Here is a 3,398-nt window from a genome sequence, read left to right as displayed (position 1 = left end):
CTCGGCCCCTGAGGCCGCCGATCCTTCCGGATCTCGAAGTCCATCGCACCCCTTGAACTGGGGTGTTGCGACGACCACTAGAACGGAAGCTGCCGACCGGGGCCTTGCGGTGTGCGCAGGTGGTACGGCTACGCCGTCTTCTGCTCCCCGGTCCCCCGTCCCCGCGCATCCCGCGGGATCAGGGTCGGGTTCACGTTCGAGTGGACGACGTCCGCCGTGATGACGACGCGGGCCACGTCCTTGCGGGACGGGACCTCGTACATCACCGACATGAGGACCTCTTCCATGATGGCGCGCAGGCCTCGGGCGCCGGTCTGGCGGAGGATGGCCTGGTCGGCGATGGCTTCCAGGGCCTCGCGCTCGAAGTCCAGTTCCACGCCGTCGAGTTCGAAGAGACGCTGGTACTGCTTGACCAGGGCGTTGCGGGGCTCCACCAGGATCTTGAGCAGGGCCTCGCGGTCGAGGTTGTGGACCGACGTGATCACTGGGAGGCGCCCGATGAACTCGGGGATCATGCCGAACTTGACCAGGTCCTCCGGCATGACGTCCTCGAAGACGTCCTTGGACTCGAGTTCGCGCTTCGAGCGGATGGTGGCGCCGAAACCGATGCCCTTGGCGCCGGCCCGCGCCTCGATGATCTTCTCCAGTCCGGCGAACGCGCCACCCACGATGAACAGGACGTTCGTCGTGTCGATCTGGATGAACTCCTGGTGCGGGTGCTTGCGGCCGCCCTGCGGCGGGACGGAGGCCGTGGTGCCCTCGAGGATCTTGAGCAGGGCCTGCTGCACGCCCTCGCCCGACACGTCACGCGTGATGGAAGGGTTTTCACTCTTCCGCGCGACCTTGTCGATCTCGTCGATGTAGATGATCCCCGTCTCGGCCTTCTTGACGTCGTAGTCGGCCGCCTGGATCAGCTTCAGGAGGATGTTCTCGACGTCCTCGCCGACATAGCCCGCTTCCGTCAGCGCCGTCGCGTCCGCAATGGCGAACGGGACGTTCAGCATGCGCGCCAGGGTCTGCGCGAGGAGCGTCTTGCCGGAGCCCGTGGGGCCCAGCAGCAGGATGTTCGACTTGGCCAACTCGATGGCGTCGTCACGGCCTTGGGCGCCGCCGTTCTCGCCTGCCTGGACCCGCTTGTAGTGGTTGTACACCGCGACTGAGAGAGCCTTCTTGGCGGCCTCTTGGCCGACTACATAGCCCTCCAGGAACTCGTAGATCTCGCGGGGCTTGGGGAGTTCCTCCCAGCGCACCTCGCTCGTCTCGGCGAGCTCCTCCTCGATGATCTCGTTGCAGAGGTCGATGCACTCGTCGCAGATGTACACACCGGGCCCTGCGATGAGCTTCTTGACCTGCTTCTGGCTCTTGCCGCAGAACGAGCACTTGAGCAGATCGCCGCCGTCACCGATGCGTGCCACGGTGTGCTTCCCCTTCGCCTGGGAGACGCCTGGACGCTTTCGAATCCAGCGGCTCCTGGTGCTGCCTTATGTCCGACGGTACCTTGCCGGGCCCCCCGTTCGGGCCCCCCTTGGCACCGTTGCCTTTGAGGTGCATCGCGGCAAACCCGGCCAATGTGCGGCAGACGATACAGCCTCCCGCCTAGCGGAGAGAGGAGTTGTTCATCTTCCGGGTGGAGATGATCTGGTCGACGATGCCGTACTCGAGCGCTTCCTCGGCGGTGAGGATCTTGTCGCGCTCGATGTCCTCGCGGACCTTCTCGATCGGCCGGTTGGTGTGCTTGGCGAGCATCTCCTCCAGCTGCGTACGCATCCGGGTGAACTCGTTGGCGATGATCTCCAGGTCGGAGAGCTGCCCACGGCCGGTGGAGCCGGCCGGCTGGTGGATGAGGACGCGGGAGTTCGGCAGCGCCATGCGCTTGCCGGGCGTACCGGCGGCGAGCAGGATGGCCGCGGCGGAGGCCGCCTGGCCCATGCAGACCGTCTGGATGTCCGGCTTCACGTACTGCATCGTGTCGTAGATGGCCGTGAGGGCGGTCATGTCGCCGCCCGGGCTGTTGATGTAGATCGAGATGTCCCGGTCGGGGTCCATCGACTCCAGGCACAGCAGCTGCGCCATGACGTCGTTGGCGGAGGCGTCGTCGATCTGGACGCCGAGGAAGATCACGCGCTCCTCGAAGAGCTTCGCGTACGGGTCGTACTCGCGGATGCCCTGCGAGGTGCGCTCGACGAAGCGCGGGATGACATAGCGGGCGTCGGGCCGGGGGCCCTCGTAGAGGCCGCTGGCGGCGCCGGGGAAGTTGCTCATGTGCGTGTTCACCGTCCTGGTGGCGTTCTGGGGGCTGGAGTCTCGGCGGAGCGTGGCGGAGCCGGGCCGGTCAGGCACCGGTGCCGCCGCCTCCCGGAACACCGGAGGCGTGCGTGATGATCTCGTCAATGAGACCGTACTCCTTGGCCTCTTCCGGGGTGAACCAGCGGTCGCGGTCGCCGTCGCGGATGATCGTCTCGACGGTCTGGCCGGAGTGCCGCGCGGTCAGCTCGGACATGCGCTTCTTGGTGCGCATCAGGTACTCGGCCTGGATCTTGATGTCCGAGACCGTACCGCCGAGGCCCGCGGAGCCCTGGTGCATCATGATGTCCGCGTGCGGCAGCGCGAAGCGCTTGCCGGCGGCACCGCCGGTGAGCAGGAACTGGCCCATCGAGGCCGCCATGCCCATGGCGATCGTGACCACGTCGTTCGGGATGTACTGCATGGTGTCGTAGATCGCCATGCCCGCCGTCACCGAACCGCCGGGGCTGTTGATGTAGAGGTAGACGTCCTTGGTCGGATCGGCGGCGAGGAGCAGCAGCTGCGCGGTGATCTTGTTGGCGATGTCGTCGTCGACCTGCTGGCCGAGGAAGATGATCCGCTCGCCGAGCAGCCGGTTGTAGACCTGGTCGCCGAGGCCACCACCGATGGAAGGCTCGCCGGCGGCGGAGGGCATCAGATTCGTCACGTATCCACCTGCTCGTCTTACGACGGCGCCGGGCCGTCTCACGTTTCCCTGCGGGGCTGGAGCCGCTTTCGGGGACTCCCCTGCCCTCGTATTCATGGACCCTAACGCGCAGGGCCTGCGGCGCCATCCCGGTTCCGCGGGTGTTCGCCGGGGGCGTAGCGCTCCGCGGGGTGCGGGCGCGGGTGCGGAGCCTCGCCGTTGCGCTGGGGGTTCGTCGGCGGGTGCGGTCCCTCGTGGTTGCTCGCGCCCGCGCGGCGGAGCCGCACGTGTCACGGTCCCGGGTTCCTGGGTCCGTTGCAGCTCGTGGCGTAGATCGTCCAGCTCCGTTCCGCCTGCCATCTGCCTCGTCAGCTCGTCCAGGCTGACTTCGTCACGGGTGTGGTTGGCCACCATCGCCCCCCGCTTCAGCAGCACGAACCGGTCCCCCACCAAGTACGCGTGGTGCGGG

3 protein-coding genes are annotated in these 3,398 nt (G+C 67.0%); all 3 read right to left on the bottom strand.

What is annotated here, in order from left to right; genetic code table 11:
* Positions 1-128: 128 nt before the first annotated feature.
* The 3 genes from clpX to ACFW2E_RS43790 all read right to left on the bottom strand — a co-directional run bounded on the left by clpX (position 129) and on the right by ACFW2E_RS43790 (position 2,938).
* Positions 129-1,415, bottom strand: coding sequence for an ATP-dependent Clp protease ATP-binding subunit ClpX (gene clpX / locus ACFW2E_RS43800; RefSeq protein WP_384476846.1), 1,287 nt, complete (start codon positions 1,413-1,415; stop codon positions 129-131).
* A 181-nt stretch (positions 1,416-1,596) separates the two neighbouring features.
* Positions 1,597-2,262: an ATP-dependent Clp protease proteolytic subunit gene (locus ACFW2E_RS43795; RefSeq protein WP_384476843.1), complete on the bottom strand. Its 666-nt coding sequence runs from the start codon at positions 2,260-2,262 to the stop codon at positions 1,597-1,599.
* 70 nt (positions 2,263-2,332) lie between these two features.
* Positions 2,333-2,938: an ATP-dependent Clp protease proteolytic subunit gene (locus ACFW2E_RS43790; RefSeq protein WP_376525974.1), complete on the bottom strand. Its 606-nt coding sequence runs from the start codon at positions 2,936-2,938 to the stop codon at positions 2,333-2,335.
* Positions 2,939-3,398 lie beyond the last annotated feature (460 nt).

This window comes from Streptomyces sp. NPDC058964 (assembly GCF_042741275.1).
Taxonomy (GTDB): Bacteria; Actinomycetota; Actinomycetes; order Streptomycetales; family Streptomycetaceae; genus Streptomyces.
Note: the sequence above shows the minus strand (reverse complement) of the source record. Positions and strands in the feature narration are given on the sequence as shown.